The organism is Dyella sp. 2RAB6 (assembly GCF_052115385.1).
Lineage (GTDB): Bacteria > Pseudomonadota > Gammaproteobacteria > Xanthomonadales > Rhodanobacteraceae > Dyella_D.
Map to the genome: position 1 here is coordinate 338,940 of NZ_JBFRGP010000004.1, position 20,970 is coordinate 359,909.

Consider the following 20,970-nt stretch of genomic DNA (forward strand, 5'->3'; position numbering starts at 1 on the left):
GGGCGCGGTGGGCAACAGCGCATTGACGCCTGAACTGGTAATCTTCCCGACCGTTGCATTGCCGGCCCCCATCCATGCATGGGCTTGGACCGGTCCCTCTTTTCTTCCCCCCTTGCGAGAACACCATGCAGATTGCTGAGAGCTCCGTTGCGTCCTTCCATTACACGCTGACCGACGACCAGGGTCAGGTCCTCGACAGTTCCGAAGGCCGTGAGCCGCTCACCTACCTGCATGGCGTGGGCCAGATCGTGCCGGGCCTGGAGAAGGCCATGACCGGCCGCCAGGCCGGCGACCAGTTCAAGGTCGACGTGGCGCCGGAAGAAGGCTACGGCGTGCATCACGCCGAGCTGACCCAGACCGTGCCGCGCGAGGCGTTCCAGGGCGTGGAGGACATCCAGCCGGGCATGCAGTTCCAGGGCCACGGCCCGCAGGGCGTGATCAACGTCACCGTGACCGGCGTGGACGACCAGGTCGTGCATATCGACGGCAACCACCCGCTGGCCGGCAAGACCCTGCACTTCGCCGTCGAAGTGACCGAAGTGCGCCAGGCCACCGAGGAAGAGCTGGCCCACGGCCACGTCCACGGTGAAGGCGGCCACGAGCACTAAGCAGTGACATGCGCCGGCCCGGTTTCGACCGGGCCGGCTTTTTTTGTGGGCTTTTTCGGGGGCGCCCCCCGGCCCAGCTTGCTCAAGGATCGAGTCGCCATGCAGCCACGCCTGCGCATCGCCATCGTCGGCTACGGCGCCGCCGGCCAGGCCGCGGCGCTGTTCCTCGCCGCCCAGGGACACGCGCTGAGCGTGTACGAACAGGCGGCTACGCCTGGCCCGGTCGGTGCGGGTTTTCTGTTGCAGCCTACCGGCCTGGGCGTGCTGTCCCGGCTGGGCCTGCACGAGCGCGCGCTGGCGCAAGGGCAGCGCATCGAGCGCCTGCATGGCGAGAATCGCCGCGGCCGGCGCGTGATGGACATGCGCTACGCCGACCATGCGCCGGCCTGCTTCGGCCTGGGGCTCACCCGCGGTTCCCTGTTCACCCTGCTGCGCGATGCCTATGGCGAGGCCGGGCGCATCCACACCGGCGTGTGCATCGACGCGGTGGCCGACGATGGCGTGCATCTGCGCGACAGCGAAGGCGGCCTGCACGGCCCGTTCGATCTGATCGTGGTCGCCGACGGCGCGCACTCGCGCCTGCGCCGCCATTTGCCGCAGGCGCAGCGCACGCGCGAATCGGTCTATTCCTGGGGTGCGATGTGGTGCCTGCTGCCCGCGGGCGACTGGCCGCATCGCAGCGAGCTGCGCCAGCGCTATGCCGGCACGCGCGAAATGATCGGCCTGCTGCCGGTGGGGCGGCGCGTGGATCGCGAGGGTGACTGGCTCACCTTCTACTTCAGCCTGCCGGGCGAGCAGGTCGACGGCTTCGACGAAGCCGCGCTGGCGCGCCTGCGCCAGCGCGTGGCGGAGCTGTGGCCGCAGGCGACATCTTTGCTCGATGGCATCGACACGCCGGCGCAACTGCATCGCGCGCGCTATCGCGATGTGGTGCTGCGCCATCCGGTGCACGGCCGCGTGGTGTTCGTCGGCGACGCGGCGCATGCGATGAGCCCGCAGCTGGGGCAGGGCGTGAACATGGCGCTGCTGGATGCGGAAGCCCTGGCCGACGCCGTGGCCGCACATGCCACGCCGGACGAAGCATTGGCCGATTACGCGCGCCGCCGCCGCCATCATCTGGCGGTGTACCAGCGCATGAGCCGCTGGCTGACGCCGCTGTTCCAGTCGCAGCGCGATGGCCTGGCCTGGTGGCGCGACCTGGCCTTCCATCCACTGAGCCGCCTGCCGCTGGCGCGCGGCCAGACGCTGAAGATCCTTACCGGCACGAAAAAGGCCTGGTGGCGCTGACCACCAGGCCCTCGGCGTGACGACGACGCTCAGTACCAGTCGAGCAGCGAGATGCCGACGCCCAGGTAGGTCGCGTTGTGGTTGTAGTCGATCATGCTTTCGCCGTAGCCCTTGAACAGTTCCATGTAGGCGCGCAGGTTGCCGGTGATCGGGAAGGCCCAGCTCAATTGCGCGGCGCCATGGCTGCGGTCGCCGCCACGCAGCGAGTGGCGCAGCATCAGGCCGAATTCCTGGCCGTTCCATTCGTGCACGATCTGCACGTCGCCGCGGCCCATGTAGTCGCTGATATCGGGGTTGTTGTCGTCCTTGCCGTGTTCCGGCACGCGCCACCAGGGGCGGAACATCACCGTCCAGCCGTCGCGTTCGAAGCCGATATTGCCCATCACGCGGTTCCAGCTGCGCGACAGCGGATTGGAGCGGCCGTTGGATTCGTGATTGACGCCGATGCCGAGCACGCGGCCGTCCCAGCCGGCCAGCTCGTAGTGGGTGTTGAAGATCAGCAGCGCTTCGGGTTCGTAGTTGGTCTCGCGGAACGGGCGCGAGATCTTGTTGTTGTAGACCTGCCAGTGCGAGGACTGCGTATAGCCCACCCACAGGTCGCCTTCGTCGCCGAACACGCCCTGCCACACCTTGGTTTTCAGGCTGAGCTGGAACTTCGCTTCGACATTCTGCAGTTGCTGGCGCGTGTCGACGGTGTTCAAGGGATTGGGGCTGTGCGGCTGCGCGTTCTGGTTGCTGGTGGCGAACACCGGCAGCAGGTACAGCGGCTTGTAGCCGCGCACATTGAAGGTGCCGAGCTTGCTCTCCGGCGACAGCTCCCAGCGCGAATCGAGCAGGGACAGCGGACGGCTCACTTCGGGATTGCCCTGCGTGGCGATCTCGCGCTGGCTCTTGTCGGAAGCAAACACGCCCGGTGCCACCCCGTTCTCGTTCACGCGCTTCTGCGCGGTGGGCAGGTTCACGCGGCCGGTGGCGCGGTCGTAGCAGGCCAGCCGCTGCGCATCGCTTTCGATCGCGGTGCAGGCGCGGATATCCATCGGGTCGGGGTTCTGCGCATGCGCGCACGGGCTGAGCAGGCTGGTTGCCAGCAGCAGCGCCAGGGTGACGTTCGTTCGCGTCATTGCGTACTCCACGTGGCGTACTCGAGAAGACGTACTCCACAAAACCAGGCCCATCCGGGCGTGGGGTATCCAGGGAAGGCGCGGCCGAACGTGGGTGCCGCACACGAAAACGCCGGCCGCGGCGTGCCGCGGCCGGCGTCAGGGTGCCGGAAGCTCAGCGCTGCTTCAACCAGCGCGCATACGCGGCCTTGCTCAGATGTTGCGCACCACCGGACGCATGCAGGAAGTCGTTGGCGAGCGGCGGATAGGTGGAGGCGTCGGTTTCGGTGACATACGCCTTGCCGTTGGCGAGCGCGGCGAAATCCGGCGGCGGGCCGGCGTCCTTCACCGCGGGCATGCTGGAGTTGACGGTCACCTGGCCTTGCGCGCTGTTGAGTTGCGCGCTGTCCTGGCCCGGTTGCGGTTGCGGTTGCGGTTGCGGTTGCGGTGCTGCTTGCGGCTGCGGCGGCATGGGCTGCGGTTGTGCCTGTGCCTGCGGCATGGGTTGCGCTTGCGGCGCCGGTTGCGGTTGTGCCTGCGGTGCCGGTTGCGGCATCGACTGCGGCGGAGGTGGCGGTGGCGGCATGGTTTGCGCGGGCTGGTTTTGCGCCATCAAGCTGCCTGCGAACAACAGGGAGCCGGAGGCCAGCAGAGTAAGCAGGGGATTGCGGGGGTTCATCGTCGGTGCTCCATGCCAGAATGACTGGCTCGAGGACGGAAGGCGCGGGAGCCGCAGGCGATCGTTGTGTCAGGCCATTCGCTGCACGTCCCGCGCTGAGGACAACGCTAACAAAGGCCGGATAAATGCCTGCAAAACCATTCGATGTGCTCGGCGTGAAAACTTCGTCATCGTTGTCTGCGGCTCAGCCGGACAAGCCGCATCTGAGCCTCGCGCAGGCGCAGCGTTTGCAATTGGCGGCGCAGGGTTTGCTGCGCGCACCGCGCCGTCGCGCGCGTCGCGCGGAGGTGGTCGATGCGATCACGCGCATGCGGCTGTTGCAGATCGACACCATTCACGTGGTGGCGCGCAGTCCTTATCTGGTGCTGCATTCGCGCGTGGGCGATTACGAACCCGCATGGCTGGACGAAGCGCTCGCGCAAGGACAACTCGCCGAATGCTGGGCGCATGAAGCCTGTTTCGTGCCGGCCGCCGACTATGCCTGGCATCGCGCATGGAGCGTCCGCCGCGGCACGCATTGGGCGCATCGCCATGCCGAGCGCATGCATCGCGAGCAGCGCGAAGACATGGGCGGCCTGCTCGAACGCATTCGCACGAACGGCCCGGCGCGCGCAGCGGATTTCGAAAGCGAGGAGCGCGGCGCGAGCAGCGGCTGGTGGTCGTGGAAGCCGGAGAAGCGCTGGCTGGAAGCATGGTTCGCGCTGGGCGAGCTGATGGTGAGCCGGCGCGAGCGCTTTCAGCGCGTCTACGATCTGGCGGAGCGCGTGATCGCGCAGTTGCAGCCATCGTTCGACGATGCGCCGCTAGGCATGGAACACGAGGCGTTGCGGCGCCGCTTCATCCTTGACGCCGTGCGCGCGCTCGGCGTGACCCAGGCGCGCTGGATCGCCGATTATCACCGGCTGAAGCCCGCGGTCACCGAACAGGAGCTGGCTCCGCTGGTGGCCAGCGGCGAACTGATCGAAGTAGCGGTGGCGGGCTGGAACGTGCCCGCCTATGTGCACGCCGGGCATGCGGACCTGCTGGCGCAGGTACGGCGCGGCGGCCTGCGCGCGACTTACACCACGCTGCTGTCGCCGTTCGATCCGCTGGTCTGGGACCGGGCACGGGCGCAGGCGATGTTCGGTTTCGAATACACCATCGAGTGCTATGTGCCGGCGGCGAAGCGCCGCTATGGCTATTACGTGCTGCCGATCCTGCGTCGCGGGCAATTGGTCGGCCGGCTCGATGCCAAGGCGCATCGTGCGGAATGTGTATTTGAGGTGAAGGCGCTTTACCTGGAAGAGGGCGAAACGCCGACGCCGGCGTGGATCGCCGACGTGGCCGAAGCGATCGCGGCGACCGCGCGCTGGCACGGTACGCCGAAGATCCGCCTCGGGCGCTGCCGCCCCGCGAACGTGGCGGCAGCGCTGCGCGCGCATTGGCGCGCGATGGAGTGAGGTCCGCTCAGTGCGTACCGCTGCTGGTCGCAGCTGCCGGCTGCGGCGCGCAGGCCTTGCCGTGCAGGGCCTGGTGCAGCTGGTTGGCCAGCGAGGTGCAGCGGTTGCCGAGCTGCGGGCGGATATCCGGATCCAGCGAATCGCGCAGCAGGCTTTCGCGCATCGCCTCGTAGCGGCCTTCGATCTGGTCCGGCGGATAGATCGCGGCGGCCTGGTGGCAGGCGATATAGGTATTCAGATAGTTATCGCAGGCGGGGATGCCGGTCTGGTCCGGCAAGGCCGGGCTGGGCGCGGTTTTCGGCTTGCTGGCGGGGGCGCGGGTGGTGGCTGCCGGCGCCGTGCCGCGACTGCTGCTGGTGGTCGTGGTGGTGGTCCCGCTGGAGCTGGGGCGGGTGGTCTTGTCGTTGCATCCGGCCAGGACAAGCCCGCCGGCGAGCACGAGCAAGGCAAAGCACGAGGGAAGTCTGGTCATCAGTATCTCCTTGACTGTCGGCCCCGGGCAGGCCGTGCCGCGAGCTGGAAAGTTGAGCAACGCCCGGTTGCCAAAAGGCAGTCGCAATAGACACTGAGCGTCGTAAAGAAAAGCTGAATCGAACGCCGTTTTGGGTGAAATGCCCGCAGAAAATGCTGCCGCGATTATATCTGTTCAGTTTTTTCCGCACCGGCCTCCCCGTCGCTTTCGAGCTTTTGGAATGACTATACTGCTCGTACTGTGTTTGCCGGGGTCACCTGTTTTGTGACCCGATGCCGCTGATCAGCGATCCGCTTCATCGCCTCACCCCTAGGGTTTTCCTTAGCAGCTCAGTAAGTCGGCCTTTCCGGCGGAAAGGCTGAGTCTCATTTAAAACCTTCAGGAGTGTTTCGCATGTCTGATCGTCAGATCGGTACCGTCAAATGGTTCAACGACGCCAAGGGTTTCGGCTTCATCAGCCGTGACAACGGCCCGGACGTGTTCGTCCACTTCCGCGCCATCCAGGGCAACGGCTTCAAGAGCCTGGCCGAGGGTGACAAGGTCAGCTTCAAGGTCGTGCAGGGCCAGAAGGGTCTGCAGGCCGACGAAGTGCAGAAGGCCTGATTCAGGCTTTCTCGATCGTTTGAAAAGGCCGGGCAGCGCTGCCCGGCCTTTTTTTATGCCTTTCGGCACGGGGCCTTACCTACATACCCCCGCGAAAAATCCGCTATGCTCGGGCCACTGTGTTTGTCAGGTCACGCGTGCCCCGATGTACGGTTTCACCCGCATCGCTCCACCGATTCCCTGCATGCCCAGTAAGTCGTCGGTCGCAAGGGGGAGGCCGGCCTGTCTCAGAGTCGATTCGATCGGAGTGAGTCATGTCGGATGGTAATCGTGAAACCGGCACGGTGAAGTGGTTCAACGACGCCAAGGGGTTTGGCTTCATCAGCCGCGAGAACGGGCCCGATGTTTTTGTGCATTTTCGCGCGATTTCGGGATCGGGGTTCAAAAGCCTCAAGGAAGGTCAGAAGGTCGAGTTCACCGTGGTTACTGGCCAGAAGGGATTGCAGGCAGAGGATGTCAGACCTCTCTGAGAGGCGGGGCAATAGCTGTTGCGAAACAAGGCCGGGCGGCGACGCCCGGCCTTGTTTCATGCCCTGCGCCATCACTTCGCCTTGAAAAAAAATCGGCTATGCTCGGTTCACTGTGTTCGCTAGGCCACGCGCGTGCCCGATGTCCCGGCCCTTGCCTCGCATCTGTTCACCGGTTCCCTGCAGCTCAGTAAGTCGTCGGCCGTAAGGGGGGGGCTGACTTGTCTCAAATCGAATCGATTGGAGTAAGTCATGTCGGACAGTAATGGCCGTGAAACCGGCACGGTGAAGTGGTTCAACGATGCCAAGGGGTTTGGCTTCATCAACAGGGGAAACGGCAAGGAGGACGTCTTCGTCCACTTCCGCGCGATCCAGGGCACGGGCTTCAAGAGCCTGAAAGAAGGACAGGCGGTGACTTTCAAGGTCGTGAATGGCCAGAAGGGTCTGCAGGCCGAGGAAGTAGTGCCGGTCTGATCTTTAAGGTCGAACCGTTCGTAGAGGCCGGCGCAAGCCGGCCTTTTTCTTGCGCGCGGCGGCCACGGGAACGCGTGCTAGCCTGCCGCTTTCCCGTTGATGGAGATCGCCGTGCAGGACGCTTCAGCCGACGCACCGACCGCCATCGCACCCGTCGCGGCGAGCGATGGCGCATCCTCCGAACTGCTGCTGATGCTTCCTGCGCAACCGCCGTCGAGCCTGTTGTATTGGCTGCCCGCGATGGGCGTCGCTGCGCGGCATTACCTGCCGCTGGCGCAGGCGCTCGTCGCGCACGGCATCGCGGTGGCCTTGCACGAATGGCGCGGCATCGGCTCCAGCAATCGGCGGGCAGGGCGACACGCCGACTGGGGTTATCGCGAACTGCTGCAGCTGGATCTCCCCGCCGGTCTTGCCGTGGCGCGCGAACGCTGCCCGGGCCTGCCCCGCGTGCTTGGCGGACACAGCCTGGGCGGCCAGCTCGGCTCGCTTTACACCGCACTGCATCCGCAGGACTTCGACGCCCTGGTGCTGGTGGCCAGCGGCTCGCCGTACTGGCGGCGCTTCCCGCGCGGGGCACTGATCGGCGCGGCCTATGCGCTGGCGCCCGTGCTCGCCGGCCTGGTCGGCCACCTGCCCGGGCGGCGCCTGGGCTTCGGCGGCAACGAGGCCCGCAGCACGGTCGCCGACTGGGCGCGCAGCGGACGCACCGGGCGCTACGCCGCCGCCGGCATGCCAGAGGACCTGGAGGCCACCCTGGCGCGCCTCCGGCTGCCGGTGCTGGCCCTGCGCCTGCGCGACGACTGGCTCGGCCCCCAGGCCTCGCTGGACTGGCTGCTGGCGAAGATGCCGCAGGCGCGGCCGACGTGCAGCGTGCTGGGCCCTGATGAGCTGGGCGTGCCCGCCGACCACTTCGCCTGGATGAAGCAGCCGGCCGCGATCGCGGCGCTGATCGCCGACGGCCTCGCACCCGTCCTGCGCCAGGAGCGCGCACAGGCCGCCTCTTGAAGCGCGCCCGCCCCGCCGGCATGTGGCGGGTTCAATCTGTTGCCGGCCATCCCCCATGAAGCTGTTCACCCCCTTCGTCCAACGCAGCCTGACCCTGCGCAATCGCATCGCTGTCGCCCCGATGTGCCAGTACTCGGCCGTCGACGGCGTACCCGACCACTGGCATCTGGTGCACCTGGGCAGCCGCGCCGTCGGCGGCGCCGCGCTGGTGATCGCCGAGGCCACCGCGGTGTCGGCCGAGGGGCGTATCTCGCCGCAGGACGTCGGCCTGTGGAACGAGGCGCAGCGCGACGCCTGGCGTCCGGTCACGCGCTTTATCGACGCCCAGGGCGCCATCGCCGGCGTGCAGCTGGCGCATGCGGGACGCAAGGCCAGTGCGCAGCGCCCGTGGGAAGGCGGCGGCGCGCTGCACGAAGGCGCGTGGCCGACGGTGGCGCCCTCGGCGCTGCCGTTCGACCACGACTGGCACACGCCGCAGGCGCTCGATGCCAACGGCCTGCGCCAGGTGGTCGACGATTTCCGCCGCGCCGCCGAGCGCGCGCTCGCCGCCGGCTTCCGCCTGGTCGAGCTGCATGCCGCGCACGGCTATCTGCTGCACCAGTTCCTGTCGCCGCTGAGCAACCAGCGCGACGACGCCTACGGCGGCAGCTTCGAGAACCGCACGCGCCTGTTGCGCGAAGTGATCGCCGCGGTGCGCGAAGTATGGCCGGCGGAACTGCCGCTGTGGCTGCGCATTTCCGCCACCGACTGGCGGGAGGGCGGCTGGGATGTCGAGCAGAGCGTGCGCCTGGCGCGCGAGCTGCCGGCGCTGGGCGTCGACCTGGTCGACGTGTCCAGCGGCGGCCTGGTGCCGCACGTGAAGATCCCGCTCGGCCCCGGCTACCAGGTGCCGTTCGCCGCGCGCATCCGCCGCGAAGCCGGCATCGCCACCGGCGCGGTGGGGCTGATCACCGAATCGGAACAGGCCGCGCGCATCGTCGAACAGGACGACGCGGACATCGTGCTGGTCGCACGCGAAAGCCTGCGCGATCCGTACTTCCCGCGCCGCGCGGCACAGGAACTGGGTGCGTCGATCGACGCACCGGTGCAATATCGACGGGCTTGGTAACGAAGGACGAAACGTGGAACAGAACCCGCTGTTGATCGAAGGCCGCCTGCACGACCTGGGCGATGGCTTCACGGTGCGCCGCCTGCTGCCGGTGCTGCAGGCCCGGCACGTGGGCCCATTCGTGTTCTTCGACCTGATGGGGCCGGCCGACTTCGCACCCGGCAAGGGCATCGACGTGCGGCCGCATCCGCATATCGGCCTGGCCACGGTGAGCTGGTTGTTCGATGGCGCGATCCGCCATCGCGACAGCGTCGGCAGCCTGGCCGACATCCGTCCGGGCGAGGTGAACTGGATGACCGCCGGGCGCGGCATCGCGCATTCCGAACGCACGCCGCCGGACGAACGCCGCGACGGCCAGCGCATGCACGGCGTGCAGGTGTGGGTGGCGCTGCCGCAGCACGACGAAGAAGTGGCGCCGGAGTTTCACCATCACGAGGCCGACGCGCTGCCGCGCATCCGCCGTCCGGGCGCCGAGCTGGTGCTGATCGCCGGCACGGCTTATGGCGAACGCTCGCCGGTGAAGGTGTTCGCGCCGATGTTTTTCGTCGAGGCCACGCTGGAGGCCGGTGCCGAACTGGCCTGGCCGCAGGAACACATCGAACGCGGCGTGTGCGTGATCGACGGCGAAGTGAGCTGGGGTGACTTGAACGTGCCCACCGCCCACAGCGCCGTGCAGACCGGCGACACCGCGGCGCCGCTCAAGGCCGCCGTGCGCAGCCGCGTGATGCTGTTCGGCGGCGCGCCGCTGGATGGCGAGCGGCACCTGTGGTGGAACTTCGTGTCGAGCAGCAAGGAACGCATCGAGCAGGCCAAGCTGGAATGGCAGGAGCAGCGCTACGGCAAGGTCGCCGGCGACGAGGTGGAGTTCATTCCGCTGCCGCAGCGTTGATGCTGCGGGCGCGCATGCGCCCGCGCCGATGCGGCGCTAGGCTGCGGAGACACTTGAGGGAATCCGCATGTCCGCTTACGCCAGCTTCCGCGAGTTCTATCCGTTCTATCTGGGCGAACACCGCGACGTGAATTGCCGGCGCATGCACTTCGCCGGCAGCACGCTGGTGCTGGCGGTGATCGCGCTGGCCTTGCTCAGCGGCCAGCTCGCCTGGCTGTGGCTGGTGCCCGTCGCGGGTTATGGTTTTGCCTGGATCGGGCACTTCGTGTTCGAGAAGAACCGGCCGGCCACCTTCCGCCATCCGCTGTACAGCCTGATGGGCGATTGGGTGATGTACTGGGACGTGCTGCGGGGCAGGGTAAAGCTGTAGGTTGGGGTGAGCCGCAGGCGAACCCCAACGTTGCCGCACTGTTGGGGTTCGCCTGCGGCTCACCCCAACCTACGTTGGTTCTTCAGCGGTACTTCTGATGGCAGGACTGACAGGTCTCGCCCACCGGCTTGAGCGCCGCGGCCAGTGCCGCGCAATCGGCCGGCGCGGCCTGCACCGCCGCCTGCAGGTGGGTGTGCAACTGGTTCGCCTCGTCGATGAAGCCCTGGTCGACCCCCGGGAAGGCGGGGACGATATCCGCCGAGGTGGACAGCAGCCGCTGCAGGTGCTCGCTGTTCGCCGCCGCTTCGCAGCGCTGTCCCTTGACCGCATTGCGCAGCGCGCCCGAGTGGTGCGCCATCACGTCCATCACCGCATGCGGAAAGGGATTGCGTTGCTTCAAGGCGTTCATGGCGAAGACGGTGCCGACGATGCCGATGGCCAGGCCGAGGACGATCAGGAGTGCTGCGCGCATGACTTGCCTATCCGCTGGTGGAACGAACCGTTCGCGAGGTTAACACGCGGCCTCGCGGCGCCCGCCGCCGGCTCGGGCTAAAATGCCGGGCTTTACGCCGTCGATGATCCGCCCCATGTACATCCCACTTTCCAATCGCCGCGGAGCGCACGCATGAACGACGTGGCCTTTCCCGCCGAACGCTTCCAGGGCGTGGAACGCCTGTACGGCGTGGGCAGCGTCGAGCGCCTGCGCCAGGCGCATGTGTGCGTGATCGGTATCGGCGGCGTCGGTTCGTGGGCGGCCGAGGCGCTGGCGCGCAGTGGTGTCGGGCGGCTGACCCTGATCGATGCCGATGAGGTCTGCGTGTCCAATACCAACCGCCAGCTGCATGCGCTGGACGGCGAGTACGGCAAGCCAAAGGTTGAAGTGGTCGGCGCGCGCGCGCGGGCGATCAATCCGGCGATCCAGATCGATGCGATCGAACGCTTCCTCACCCCGTCCACCCTGGACGAGCTGCTGGACCGCGGCTACGACGTGGTGCTCGACGCCTGCGACGCCTTCCGCGTCAAGCTCGAAGCGATCGCCTGGTGCCGCCGCCGCAAGCTGCCGGTGGTCAGCGTGGGCTCGGCCGGCGGCCGCACCGACCCGACCATGATCCGCGTGCGCGACCTGTCGCGCACCGAGCACGACGCCATGTTCAGCCTGATCCGCAAGAAGCTCCGCCAGGACTTCGGCTTCCCGCGCAATCCCACCCGCTACTTCGGCGTGTCCGCGGTGTACTCGCTGCAGAACGTGCAGTACCCGCAGGCGGACGGCACGGTCTGCGGCACGCGTCCGCCCGGCGGCGACGCGCTGAACCTGGCCTGCGGCGGCGGCCTCGGTGCAGCCACCCATGTCACCGGCACCTTCGCGTTCGCGGCGGTGGGCAAGGTGCTGGAGAAGGTGCTGGAAAAGAAACCCGCGGCCTGAATACGGCGCGCCGTTCGAGCTTCCCTCACCGTCATCCCGGCGCAGGCCGGGATCCAGTAACGACCACGCCGCAGCATGGCCGTTACGTTTGGTGATTGCCTTCAGGCTTTGCGTCGACAACCGGACGCTATCGCCACTGGATCCCGGCCTGCGCCGGGATGACGAACCTTTGTGGCGTGTCGGTTGAGACTGACGCCACAAGCCTCCGCTCTCACCAACCCATGTAATGCCCGCCATTGATCGCCAGGTTGGTGCCGGTGATCCACGCCGCTTCCTCGCCGGTGAGGAAGGCCACCGCATGGGCGATCTCCTCCGGCTTGCCCAGGCGGCCGACCGGGATCTGCGCCACGATCTTTTCGCGCACTTCCTCCGGCACCGCCATCACCATGTCGGTGGCGACGTAGCCCGGCGACACGGTGTTCACCGTGATGCCGAACTTGGCGTTCTCCTGCGCCAGCGAAATGCTGAAGCCGTGCATGCCGGCCTTGGCCGCGGCGTAGTTGGCCTGGCCGTACTGGCCCTTCTGGCCGTTGATCGAGCTGATCTGCACGATGCGGCCCCACTTGCGCCCGCGCATGCCGTCGATCACCGGGCGGGTGACGTTGAAGCAGGCGTTGAGGTTGGTGTTCACCACGTCCATCCACTGCTCGTAGCTCATCTTGTGGAAGGTGGTGTCGCGGGTGATGCCGGCGTTGTTGACCAGGATCTCGACCGGGCCGGCCTGGGCCTCGATCTCGCGCACCATCGCGGCGCAGGAGGCGGGGTCGGACACGTCGCCCTGCGCCATGACGACGTCGATGCCGTCCTGTTTCATCGCGGCGCGCCACGCGTCAGCCTTGGCCGGGTCGCGATAATTGGTGGCGACGCGATGGCCCTGGCGGGCCAGATACCGAACGATGGCGGTGCCGATGCCGCCCGTGCCACCCGTGACCAATGCCGTGCGCTGCGTCATGCCGTTGTCTCCATAGATGCGCGAAGAGTGCTGTGGAACCCGATCCTGCGTTGCCGCGCCATGTTGCTGGGGGAACATGGCAATTCGTCGATGCAGCAGCCGCTGCGTTGCGTCGCGGCGGCTCGGTCTTTATAGCGGTTTATGCCGCCGGAAGTCAGCGCCTCACGAGGCCGATCGTTCGCTGCAGTGCGGCAAACGCGCGGGATCGAAATACGCGAGCGCTTGGGACAGCAAGGCCTCGGGATGGTTCGCGGCGAACTCGTGCGGCAGCTCGAGAAAACGCAGGGCGCGTCGCAGTGCCGGCAGCGGATCGCGCGGGTCCACCGGATGCGCATTTTCGGACTTCGAGAGCTTGCGTCCTTCCGCATCCACCGCCAGCGGCAGATGCAGATAGGTCGGCGTCGCCAGGCCCAGGCAGCGTTGCAGCCAGATCTGGCGCGGCGTGGAATCCAGCAGGTCGTTGCCGCGCACCACGGCGGTCACGCCCTGCCAGGCATCGTCGACCACGCAGGCGAGCTGGTAGGCGTAGAAGCCTTCCACCCGCTTGATCACGAAATCGCCAGCGGCCTCGCGCAGGTTCTGCCGCTGCGCACCCTGCAGGCCGTCGTCGAAGGCGAGCTCCACGTCAGGCACGCGCAAGCGCCAGGCCGGCGCGCGGGACGGCTCGGGCGCTGCCACGCAGTGGCCGTCGCGATGCATGCCGCCGGCCGCGGCCAGCTCGGCGCGGCTGCACCAGCAGGGAAACACCTGGTCCTGCCCGCGCAGCTGCTGGAACGCCGCTTCATAAGCGTCAAGCCGCTGTGACTGGAACAGCGCCGGCTCGTCGGCGACCAGGCCGAACGCGGGCAGGGCGGCGAGGATGTCGCGCGCCGAGCCGGGCACCTCGCGCGGCGGATCGATGTCCTCCATCCGCAGCAGCCAGCGGCCCCCGGCGTGTCGCGCGCACAGCCAGCTGGCCAGGGCGGCGACGAGGGAACCGAAATGGAGTTGGCCGGTCGGAGAGGGGGCGAAGCGTCCGCGATAGCTCATGGACGCATTGTAAGGGCGAGCGCAGGCGCACTCTTGAAACCCGCACGCATCGCCACGATTACTTACGGGCGGCACCGCCGCATTCCCTTTTCATGACTGCCCGAGAGACAGCCATGCGTCGCATTGCTCTGTTCCTGCTTACCAATATCGCCGTCCTGTTCCTGCTCAGCATCGTGTGCCGGCTGCTCGGCATCGATCAGTGGGCCGCCTCCCGCGGCCTCGGCGGCATGACCGGGCTGCTGGTCTATGCCGCGGTGTTCGGCATGGGCGGCGCCTTTATTTCGCTGGCCATGTCTAAGTGGATGGCCAAGATGTCCACCGGCGCCCGGGTGATCGAGCAGCCGCAGAATGAGGGCGAGCGCTGGCTGGTCGACACCGTGCGTCGCCATGCCCAGAACGCCGGCATCGGCATGCCGGAGGTGGCGATCTACGACGCGCCGGAAATGAACGCCTTCGCCACCGGTATGACCAAAAACAGCTCGCTGGTGGCGGTCAGCAGCGGCCTGTTGCAGCAGATGGACCGCGAGCAGGTCTCGGCCGTACTGGCGCATGAGATCGGCCACGTGGCCAACGGCGACATGGTCACCCTGACCCTGGTCCAGGGCGTGCTCAATACGCTGGTGATCCTGGCCGCCCGCCTGGTCGGCCGCGCGGTGGACAGCTGGATGTCCGGCGGGCGCGAGCGCGAAGGCGGTGGCGGCATCGGCTATTTCGTGTCGGTGATGGTGCTGCAGCTGGTGTTCGGCCTGTTCGCCTCGATGATCGTGATGGCCTTTTCGCGCTGGCGTGAGTTCCGCGCCGACGCGGCCGGCGCCAAGCTGGCCGGCCGCGGCGCCATGATCTCGGCCCTGCAGCGCCTGCAGGCCAATCACGGCGAGAGCACGCTGCCGCAGACCATCGCCGCGTTCGGCATCTCCGGCCACCTGGCTTCGGGCTTCCAGCGCCTGTTCATGAGCCATCCGCCGCTGGACGAGCGCATCGCGGCGCTGCAGCAGCAGGCCTAGTACGAGAGATTCCTGGGGAGGCGGGCGCCACGCGCCCGCCTCCCTTGTTATTGTTTGCCTTCATCCACGCCGACAACAGCGTCCATGACTACCGAAACCCGCAAATTCGAAGCCGAAGTCGCCCAGGTCCTGCATCTGGTGACCCACTCGCTGTACTCGCACAAGGAAATCTTCCTGCGCGAGCTGATCTCCAACGCCTCCGACGCCTGCGACAAGCTGCGCTTCGAATCCATCGCCCAGCCGGAACTGCTGGCCGGCGACGGCGAGCTGCGCATCGACGTGAGCTGGGATCCGGCGGCCCGCACGGTCACCGTGCGCGACAACGGCGTAGGCATGAGCCTGGACGAAGTGGTGGCCAATATCGGCACCATCGCCAGCTCCGGCACGCGGCGTTTCCTGGAGGCGATGAGCACCGAGCAGAAGACCGACACGCGCCTGATCGGCCAGTTCGGCGTCGGTTTCTATTCCGCCTTCGTGGTCGCCGACCGCGTCACCGTGCTGACCCGCCGCGCCGGCGCGGCCGCCGGCGAGGGCGTGAAGTGGGACAGCGACGGCAAGGGCGAATACTCGCTGGAGCAGCTGGAACTGGCCGAGCGCGGCACCACGGTGGTCCTGCACCTGAAGGCCGACGAGGACGAGTTCCTGCAGCCGTGGACGCTGAAGTCGCTGATCACCCGCTATTCCGATCACGTCGCCTTCCCGATCCGCATGCCGCTGGAACAGGACGGCAAGCCGGGCGAGGAATGGGAAACCATCAACGCCGCCTCGGCGCTGTGGACCAAGCCCAAGTCGGAGATCAGCGACGAGGACTACCAGAGCTTCTACAAGGCGCTCGGGCACGACTTCAACGATGCGCTGGCCTGGACCCACAACCGCGTCGAAGGCAGCCAGAGCTTCACCACCTTGCTGTACCTGCCGGCGCAGCCGCCGTTCGAGCTGATGATGGGCGGGCGCGACGAGCGCAAGGGGCTGAAGCTGTACATCAAGCGCGTCTTCATCATGGACGCCGCTGAAGAGCTGCTGCCGAACTACCTGCGCTTCGTGCGTGGCGTGGTCGATGCGGACGACCTGCCGCTCAACGTCAGCCGCGAAATCCTGCAGCAGAACCGCCAGCTCGAGCGCATCAAGAGCGCCTGCGTGAAGCGCGTGCTCGATCTGCTGGAAAAGCTGGCGCGCGACGAGCCCGAGAAGTTCGCGACCTTCTACAAGGCCTTCGGCAACACGCTGAAGGAAGGCATCGTCGAGGACCACGCCAACCGCGAGCGCATCGCCAAGCTGCTGCGCTTCGCTTCGACCAAGGGCGACGGCGCGGCGCAGACCGTCGCGCTGGACGACTACATCGGCCGCATGGCGCCGGGCCAGGACATCGTCTGGTACATCACCGCCGACAGCCACACTGCGGCCCTGGGCAGTCCGCAGCTCGAAGCGTTCAAGGCCAAGGGCATCGAAGTGCTGTTGATGTCCGACCGCATCGACGAATGGATGCTCGGCAGCCTCAACGAATACGCCGGCAAGAAGCTGCAGAACGTGGCCAAGGGCGAGCTGCCGCTGGACGAGGCCGACCAGCAGCGCCAGCAGGAAGCCAGCAAGGCGGCCGAGCCGCTGCTGCACAAGCTGAAGGAACTGCTGGGCGAGCGGGTGAAGGACGTGCGCGTGTCGGCGCGCCTCACCGATTCGCCGTCGTGCCTGGCGCTGGCCGATTTCGAGATGGCCCCGCATCTGGCGCGCCTGCTGCGCGAAGCCGGGCACGACGCGCCGGAGAGCAAGCCGACGCTGGAGATCAATCCGCGCCACGCGCTGCTGCAGCGGGTCGAGGCGGAAGGCGACGAGGGCAAGGCGCGCGACCTGGCCAATCTGCTGCTGGAGCAGGCGGAGATCACCGCCGGCGCGCAGCTGCCGGACCCGGCCGGGTTCGTGCAGCGCATGAATCGCGTGTTGCTCGGCTGAGCGAGCCATCCGTTGCTGCAAAAAAAAGCCCGCCGGAGACGGCGGGCTTTTTCGTGGCTTCGGCGCTGGTGCTCAGCGCCCTCGGCCAGCCGGTGCGGCGCCGGGCGAAGACGCGGGTGAGTTCATCGCCGGCATCGAGTTCATCGACGGCATGCTGCGCTCGGCGCCGTTCGGAAAGCCGAACGAAGCTCGCTCGCCATTGAACCGCGGGGACTGCAAGCGGCGCGGGAAATCGTCATTGGCCAGCATCAGCCGGCGCCCGTCGAGGTTCACCCAATGCCAGCGGCCGATCGGCACCGGCTGGGCGGACAGGTAGGCGAAGCCGGCGTCGTACTTGCCGTCATCGCGCGGCGAAGCCTTCAGCGCCACGTTGATGATGCATTGGCTGCTGATCGGCTTGCCCTTCCAGTGCGCGGGGCCGGAGACCATTTCGTCCAGGTTGGTGCGCAGCAGCCGTTCCATGACCGGCGGCAGCTGCATGGCCGGCGAGGCGCTGGTGATCTTGCCCGCGGCATCGACGTTGACCAGGACGGGCAGGGTTCTCAGCGGAAAATCGCTGAGCGATTCGGTGGCCATCGCCGCCTGGGACGCGACGAGCGACATGCCCAGTAACGCGAGGAAACGCAAACGCTTCATGGTGGGCTCCTTGGATGGAGGGTGGGACCTCCGGACCGCAGCTGCGGCCTCCTCCCGCGGCGGACTCTGATCCCGCCCCTGGCCGGTGTCAACGCGCTGGTGTCAACGGGCCGGGGGTCAACGTGGCAGCGCTGCGGCCAGCCGGGCGATCCGCTGCGCCTCGATGCCGATCTCGCGCAGCTGGCCGGTGGGCGAGGGGCTTTGGCCGCAGAAGAACAAACCCGCATGGCGCGGTCCGGACCCGGCCGCCTGGCCGGTGGTGCGCGGCTGGCCGCGCGTATCCAGCGCCTCCGGTACATCCGGCAGCAGCGCGCGCAGGTCGGAGCGGAAGCCGGTGGCGAGGATCACCGCGTGGAAGGCTTCGGTCAGCGCTTTGCCGCCAGTGGCCGGCGACGGCTCGAACGCCACGCCGTCCGCGGTAAAACGCTCGATGCCTCCGCGCACCTTGATCCGCCCGGCACGGATCGCCGCCACCGTGCCGATATCGAGCAGGGGAATCTTGCGGTCCTCGGCGATCATCCGGCGCGGCCCCTTGGGCGCCTTGGTCAGGCCGAGGCGCTCGATGGAACCGACCGCGAGCCGGATCGCCGGTGCATTCAGCGCATCGGCCAGGCGCGGCGGCAGGCTGGCCTGGCCGATGGCCCAGGTCAGGATCGGCAGGCCGAGCAGTTCGCGCGGCAGGATGCACACCGGGCTGCGCACGGCCAGGGTGGTGTCGACACCTGCTTCGGCCAGGTCCAGCGCGATCTCGCCGCCGGAATTGCCGAAGCCGACCACCAGCACGCGCTGGCCGGCGTAAGGCGCCGGGTTGCGGTAGGCGCTGCTGTGGATCACCTCGCCGCCGTATTCGGTTTGTCCCGGCCACGCGGGAACATGCGGGAAATCCGCCCAGCCGGTGGCGATCACCAGCACCGGCGCCGTCCATGCGCGCGTCGCGGTCTCCACGCGCCAGCCGTCGTCGGCCCGCCGGATCGTGCGCGCGGCGCTGCCGAACACCGGCCGCAGCTCGAAGTGCGCCGCATAGCTTTCCAGGTAGGCCACCACCTGTGCACGCGATGGATAGCGCGGATAGTCGCGCGGCATCGGCAACCCCGGCAGGCCGGAGTGGCCGCGGTCGGTGTGCAGATGCAGGCGGTCGTAGTGGCGGCGCCACACCGCGCCGACGGTCGCCGCTTTCTCCAGCACGGTGGTGTGCAGGCCGTGCTGGCCGAGCATGGCGGCGCAGGCCAGGCCGGCGGGGCCGGCGCCGATCACCAGGGCGTCCGTGTCGCTCATCGGTGCATGCCTTCGTCGGGTGGCGGTGCTCGATTATGGACATATCCACTTCGCCTTCGCGCCGGGCGGGCGAAGGTCGTAGCGAAGCTGCGAAACTAGCCGCTTGCCGCCTCCACCCCTCCGGTGCCGATGACCGCCCTGATCCTGCTGTTCGCCTGTCTCCTGCTCGGCCTGCTGGTGCAGCGCTATGCGCGGCCGCCGGCGGGCACCGTGCAGGGCATCAACTGGTGGGTGATCAACATCGCGCTGCCGGCGCTGGTGCTGCAGCTGGTGCCGAAGGTGCAGCCGGATGCGCAGCTGTGGTTTCCGGTGGCCACCATGTGGATCACCTTCTTCGGCGCCTGGGCGCTGTTCGCGCTGCTGGGACGCTGGCTGGGCTGGTCGCGCGGGCGCATCGGCGCGCTGACCCTGGTCTGCGGCCTGGGCAATACCTCGTTCATGGGCTACCCGATGATGCAGGCCTTGCATGGTTCGCAAGGCCTGACCCTGGCCGTGGTGGCCGACCAGCTCGGCTGTTTTCCGCTGCTGGCCTCGGCCGGGGTGGTGGTGGCCAATCTGTATGGCGGCGGCTCGACGGATGCGCGCGCGATCCTGCGCCGCATCCTGACCTTTCCGGCCTTTGTCGCCCTGGTGGTCGGCGGCATCGCCGGCGCCTGCGGCGGCTGGCCAACGGTGGTCGATGGTGTGCTGGGGGCGGTCGGCAACACGCTGACGCCGCTGGCGCTGTTCTCGGTCGGCCTGCAGTTCACTTTCCGGCTCGGCGAGCGGCAGGCCGGCCCGCTGGCGCTGGGCCTGGCCTGGAAGCTGGCGCTGGCGCCCTTGCTCAGCCTGGCGCTGGGCGTGGCCGCGGGGGTGGGCGGCCTGGTGCTGACCGTGGGCGTGCTGCAGGCGGCGATGGCGCCGATGATCTCGGCGGCGATCCTGGCCGACGAACACGGGCTGGAGCCTTCGCTCGCCAACACCGTGCTGGGTGCGGGCATCGTGCTTTCGCTGGCGACCGTGCCCTTGGCGAACCTGCTGCTCGGCGGATAATGGCCGGCATGACCGCATCGAATGAACTGACCGCCGTGCGCGCGGACGTATGGCTCTGGGCTGCACGCTTCTTCAAGACCCGGGCGCTGGCCAAGCACGCCATCGACGGCGGCAAGGTCGACGTCAACGACGCCGGCTGCAAGCCGGCCAAGACCCTGCATGGCGGCGACCGCCTGCGCATCACCCGCGGCGAGGAACGGCTGGAGGTGGAAGTGCTGGCGCTGAGCGAACGGCGTGGCCCGGCGCCGGCAGCGCAGGCGCTGTATCGCGAGACTGAGGCCAGCCTTGCGGCACGCGAAGCCGCGCGCGAACAGCGCCGCCTGGTGGGTACCGTCGGCCCCTTGCGGCGCCCGGACAAGCAGGAACGTCGGGAATTGCGACGCTTAAAGGATTCCCTGTGAGCAGCGCATCGCAGTTTGTTCGGCGCTTCTGAGCGAGCATTCGCATCGGCTGCGGCGCGGCGCGATGGCGTGTTCCGCCCCGGCAGCCAGCGGAAAAGGGGCCGCTCATCATGTCTGGAATCGGATTCTTCAAGCGCCTGCTCGGTGCCGCGGCACACGAGCCGGCTGAGCCCGTGCGGCTGCAGGCGCCGGAAGGCGCACGCGTACTGATGGTGGACGACTCGCCGACCCTGCTGGCGGTGCTCGGCCGGCAGCTCACCCAGGAAGGCTATGCCACGCTCAGGGCACTCGACGGCGAAAGCGCGCTGGACGTGGCGCGCGCCGAGCAGCCGGCGCTGATCTTCCTGGACATCGTGCTGCCGGGCATCAACGGCTTTGCCGTGCTGCGCGCACTGCGCCACGACCCGCTGACCCGCGACGTGCCGATCGTGATGATCAGCGGCAACCCGCAGGCCACCGAACAGTTCTACGTGCAGCGCTTCGGCGCCGACGATTTCCTCAGGAAGCCGTTCGGCCGGCGCGAGGTGCAGGTGTGCGTCGACCGCCTGGTGCGCCTTGGGCGGCTGCCGGCGCGGGCGCCGGAGCCGGTGGAAGTGCCGTCGGCGCAGCCGGAATTGCCGTGCGAGGAATTGCCGGCGGGCCTGTCCGGCCTGGCCGTATAACGACGTGGCGTAGGTTGGGGTGAGCCGCAGGCGAACCCCAACATGATCACGTTCGACCCTGGCGTGTTGTTGGGGTTCGCCTGCGGCTCACCCCAACCTACATCGGGT

Annotated in this window: 24 protein-coding genes; 16 read left to right on the forward strand and 8 right to left on the reverse strand. The window is 67.9% G+C overall.

All coding sequences use genetic code 11. The features are described from left to right. The first annotated feature begins 125 nt into the window (after nt 1-125). Nucleotides 126-608, forward strand: coding sequence for an FKBP-type peptidyl-prolyl cis-trans isomerase (locus AB4083_RS09375; protein ID WP_441607523.1), 483 nt, complete (start codon nt 126-128; stop codon nt 606-608). A 99-nt stretch (nt 609-707) separates the two neighbouring features. Continuing rightward, entirely contained in the window at nt 708-1,895 is a 1,188-nt protein-coding gene (locus AB4083_RS09380; protein WP_441607524.1) for an FAD-dependent oxidoreductase, read from the forward strand. Nucleotides 1,896-1,924: 29 nt separating this feature from the next. Here the strand turns inward: AB4083_RS09380 and AB4083_RS09385 are convergent, their stop codons facing one another. Beyond that, nucleotides 1,925-3,016, reverse strand: a complete 1,092-nt coding sequence (locus AB4083_RS09385; RefSeq protein WP_441607525.1) for a phospholipase A — start codon at nt 3,014-3,016, stop codon at nt 1,925-1,927. A 154-nt stretch (nt 3,017-3,170) separates the two neighbouring features. Next, nucleotides 3,171-3,674 (reverse strand): hypothetical protein, encoded by a 504-nt coding sequence (locus AB4083_RS09390; RefSeq protein WP_441607526.1) that lies wholly within the window; start codon nt 3,672-3,674, stop codon nt 3,171-3,173. A 125-nt stretch (nt 3,675-3,799) separates the two neighbouring features. On the opposite strand from AB4083_RS09390, the gene AB4083_RS09395 reads away from it, so the two are divergent. Next, nucleotides 3,800-5,113, forward strand: coding sequence for a winged helix-turn-helix domain-containing protein (locus AB4083_RS09395; RefSeq protein WP_441607527.1), 1,314 nt, complete (start codon nt 3,800-3,802; stop codon nt 5,111-5,113). A 7-nt stretch (nt 5,114-5,120) separates the two neighbouring features. Here AB4083_RS09395 and AB4083_RS09400 read toward each other — a convergent pair whose 3' ends face one another. Next, complete coding sequence (locus AB4083_RS09400) at nt 5,121-5,585, reverse strand: hypothetical protein (RefSeq protein ID WP_441607528.1); 465 nt, start codon at nt 5,583-5,585, stop codon at nt 5,121-5,123. Nucleotides 5,586-5,978: 393 nt separating this feature from the next. On the opposite strand from AB4083_RS09400, the gene AB4083_RS09405 reads away from it, so the two are divergent. The 7 genes from AB4083_RS09405 to AB4083_RS09435 all read left to right on the forward strand — a co-directional run bounded on the left by AB4083_RS09405 (nt 5,979) and on the right by AB4083_RS09435 (nt 10,501). Continuing rightward, nucleotides 5,979-6,188, forward strand: coding sequence for a cold-shock protein (locus AB4083_RS09405; protein WP_026636216.1), 210 nt, complete (start codon nt 5,979-5,981; stop codon nt 6,186-6,188). A gap of 254 nt (nt 6,189-6,442) precedes the next feature. After that, a complete protein-coding gene (locus tag AB4083_RS09410; RefSeq protein WP_441607529.1) occupies nt 6,443-6,658 on the forward strand; it encodes a cold-shock protein in 216 nt (71 codons plus the stop codon). Between the two features lie 249 nt (nt 6,659-6,907). Further along, on the forward strand, nt 6,908-7,129 hold the full coding sequence (locus AB4083_RS09415) for a cold-shock protein (RefSeq protein ID WP_441607530.1): 222 nt from the start codon (nt 6,908-6,910) through the stop codon (nt 7,127-7,129). Between the two features lie 99 nt (nt 7,130-7,228). After that, nucleotides 7,229-8,134 carry an alpha/beta hydrolase family protein gene (locus AB4083_RS09420; protein WP_441607627.1) on the forward strand — a complete coding sequence of 302 codons (906 nt, stop codon included), beginning with the start codon at nt 7,229-7,231 and terminating at the stop codon, nt 8,132-8,134. A gap of 55 nt (nt 8,135-8,189) precedes the next feature. After that, nucleotides 8,190-9,242, forward strand: coding sequence for an NADH:flavin oxidoreductase/NADH oxidase (locus AB4083_RS09425; protein WP_441607531.1), 1,053 nt, complete (start codon nt 8,190-8,192; stop codon nt 9,240-9,242). 13 nt (nt 9,243-9,255) lie between these two features. Next, entirely contained in the window at nt 9,256-10,131 is an 876-nt protein-coding gene (locus AB4083_RS09430) for a pirin family protein (protein ID WP_441607532.1), read from the forward strand. Between the two features lie 67 nt (nt 10,132-10,198). Continuing rightward, complete coding sequence (locus AB4083_RS09435) at nt 10,199-10,501, forward strand: Mpo1-like protein (protein ID WP_441607533.1); 303 nt, start codon at nt 10,199-10,201, stop codon at nt 10,499-10,501. An 82-nt stretch (nt 10,502-10,583) separates the two neighbouring features. Here the strand turns inward: AB4083_RS09435 and AB4083_RS09440 are convergent, their stop codons facing one another. Continuing rightward, the gene (locus AB4083_RS09440; RefSeq protein WP_441607534.1) at nt 10,584-10,973 is read right to left on the reverse strand and encodes a cytochrome c; all 390 of its coding nucleotides are present in this window, start codon (nt 10,971-10,973) and stop codon (nt 10,584-10,586) included. Nucleotides 10,974-11,126: 153 nt separating this feature from the next. Between AB4083_RS09440 and AB4083_RS09445 the strand changes: the two genes are divergently transcribed. Beyond that, nucleotides 11,127-11,924: a tRNA threonylcarbamoyladenosine dehydratase gene (locus tag AB4083_RS09445; RefSeq protein WP_441607535.1), complete on the forward strand. Its 798-nt coding sequence runs from the start codon at nt 11,127-11,129 to the stop codon at nt 11,922-11,924. A gap of 211 nt (nt 11,925-12,135) precedes the next feature. Here the strand turns inward: AB4083_RS09445 and phbB are convergent, their stop codons facing one another. After that, nucleotides 12,136-12,876, reverse strand: a complete 741-nt coding sequence (gene phbB / locus AB4083_RS09450; protein WP_441607536.1) for an acetoacetyl-CoA reductase — start codon at nt 12,874-12,876, stop codon at nt 12,136-12,138. 162 nt (nt 12,877-13,038) lie between these two features. Further along, nucleotides 13,039-13,905 (reverse strand): tRNA glutamyl-Q(34) synthetase GluQRS, encoded by an 867-nt coding sequence (gene gluQRS / locus AB4083_RS09455; RefSeq protein WP_441607537.1) that lies wholly within the window; start codon nt 13,903-13,905, stop codon nt 13,039-13,041. Nucleotides 13,906-14,018: 113 nt separating this feature from the next. On the opposite strand from gluQRS, the gene htpX reads away from it, so the two are divergent. Together htpX and htpG are read left to right on the forward strand one after the other, a co-directional pair. Further along, nucleotides 14,019-14,909: a protease HtpX gene (gene htpX, locus AB4083_RS09460; protein WP_441607538.1), complete on the forward strand. Its 891-nt coding sequence runs from the start codon at nt 14,019-14,021 to the stop codon at nt 14,907-14,909. 84 nt (nt 14,910-14,993) lie between these two features. Then, nucleotides 14,994-16,856, forward strand: a complete 1,863-nt coding sequence (gene htpG / locus AB4083_RS09465; RefSeq protein ID WP_441607539.1) for a molecular chaperone HtpG — start codon at nt 14,994-14,996, stop codon at nt 16,854-16,856. A gap of 72 nt (nt 16,857-16,928) precedes the next feature. On the opposite strand, the gene AB4083_RS09470 is transcribed toward htpG, so the two are convergent. Further along, nucleotides 16,929-17,492, reverse strand: coding sequence for a hypothetical protein (locus AB4083_RS09470; protein WP_441607540.1), 564 nt, complete (start codon nt 17,490-17,492; stop codon nt 16,929-16,931). A gap of 117 nt (nt 17,493-17,609) precedes the next feature. After that, nucleotides 17,610-18,767: a flavin-containing monooxygenase gene (locus tag AB4083_RS09475; RefSeq protein WP_441607541.1), complete on the reverse strand. Its 1,158-nt coding sequence runs from the start codon at nt 18,765-18,767 to the stop codon at nt 17,610-17,612. Nucleotides 18,768-18,896: 129 nt separating this feature from the next. Here AB4083_RS09475 and AB4083_RS09480 point away from each other — a divergent pair, with 129 nt between their 5' ends. The 3 genes from AB4083_RS09480 to AB4083_RS09490 all read left to right on the forward strand — a co-directional run bounded on the left by AB4083_RS09480 (nt 18,897) and on the right by AB4083_RS09490 (nt 20,862). Continuing rightward, nucleotides 18,897-19,799: an AEC family transporter gene (locus tag AB4083_RS09480; protein ID WP_441607542.1), complete on the forward strand. Its 903-nt coding sequence runs from the start codon at nt 18,897-18,899 to the stop codon at nt 19,797-19,799. A gap of 8 nt (nt 19,800-19,807) precedes the next feature. Next, entirely contained in the window at nt 19,808-20,200 is a 393-nt protein-coding gene (locus AB4083_RS09485; protein ID WP_441607543.1) for an RNA-binding S4 domain-containing protein, read from the forward strand. A 110-nt stretch (nt 20,201-20,310) separates the two neighbouring features. Next, nucleotides 20,311-20,862 (forward strand): response regulator, encoded by a 552-nt coding sequence (locus AB4083_RS09490; RefSeq protein ID WP_441607544.1) that lies wholly within the window; start codon nt 20,311-20,313, stop codon nt 20,860-20,862. The last annotated feature ends 108 nt before the right edge of the window (nt 20,863-20,970 follow it).